The organism is Candidatus Frankia nodulisporulans (genome assembly GCF_902806475.1).
Taxonomy (GTDB): Bacteria; Actinomycetota; Actinomycetes; order Frankiales; family Frankiaceae; genus Frankia; species Frankia umida.
The window spans coordinates 1-1,229 of sequence record NZ_CADCWS010000489.1; the positions used below are offsets into that span (position 1 = coordinate 1).

Here is a 1,229-nt window from a genome sequence, read left to right on the forward strand (position 1 = left end):
GCAAAGTTATCGGCTAGTGTCCCGTGATTCTGTTTGCTTACCGGCGGCGGTTGCGGTTGTTGTCGACGAGCTTGTGGATGCTGGTCTGGGTGAGCCGGACCTTCGCGAGGATCTCGTCGGCGGTCGCGGTCCAGGTGAAGGGTTCGGCGCGGGTGTTCCAGTGGGTGATGTAGTCGCGGATCTGGCGTGACAGGGCGTGGATGGAAGGGAAGGTGCCGCGACGGATGGCCTGGCGGGTGATGATCCCGAACCAGGTCTCGATCTGGTTGATCCAGGAGGACCCGACCGGGGTGAAGTGGAAGCGGACGTGAGGGTTGGCCTCGAGCCAGGCGTTCACCTCGGGGGTGGTGTGGGTGGGCAGGTTGTCCAGGACGACATAGATGTCCTTGCCGGTGCGGGAGGCGACGGCGCCTTTCAGGAACGCCAGGAACGCGGCGCTGTCGCGGACGGGTCGGCATTCACCGAAGACCTCTCCGGTGGCGGTGTTGAGGGCTGCGAACAGGTTCGTGGTGCCGTGCCGGACGTAGTCGTGGGTGCGTTTCTCGCTGACCCCGAAGCTGATCGGCAGCAGCGGCTGGGTGCGGTCCAGAGCCTGGACCTGGGTTTTCTCGTCGATGCAGAGCACGACCGCGCCGCCGGGCAGGTCGAGATAAAGCCCGACGATGTCGGCGACCTTCGCCGCGAAGTCCGGATCAGTGGACAGCGTGAACGTGCCTTGACGGTGCGGTCGCAGTCCTTCTTCCCGCCACACCCTCGCCACATAATGCCAGGACACCGACACACCGCCGACGCGGCTGACATACCGGGCCATCTCCCGGGTCGACCAGTGCGACAGGCCCGTCTCCGCCGGCGGCGTCGTCCGGGTCAACGCCACGATCCGAGCCCGAACCGCCGCCGGAACCTGCTCCCGGGGCGCTCCGCGCCGCCGGTCGACCAGAGCACCCACACCGCCCTGCTCGTACCGGCGAAGCCACAGATCCACCGTCGGCCGCGACACGCCCGCCAACTCAGCGATCCGCGCCTTCGGCGCCCGCTCGGCATGCCACAGCACGATCCGCGCCCTCGTCGCCACGTTCGCCGGCACATCCCGACTGTTGATCAGCGCCGACAGCTCAGCCCGCTGCCCCTCCTCCAACACCACAAGATCATCATATCCGGCGATCCACCTACGTATAAGAAACAGAATCACAAGACACTAGACGGGGTAACTCCCGGGTAACTGGTCAGGT

At 66.0% G+C, this 1,229-nt stretch carries 1 protein-coding gene; it reads right to left on the minus strand.

Translation table 11 applies throughout. The features are described 5' to 3' along the window. Window positions 1–37: 37 nt before the first annotated feature. The gene (locus G6R24_RS21040) at window positions 38–1,138 is read right to left on the minus strand and encodes an IS630 family transposase (protein ID WP_225438890.1); all 1,101 of its coding nucleotides are present in this window, start codon (window positions 1,136–1,138) and stop codon (window positions 38–40) included. Window positions 1,139–1,229 lie beyond the last annotated feature (91 nt).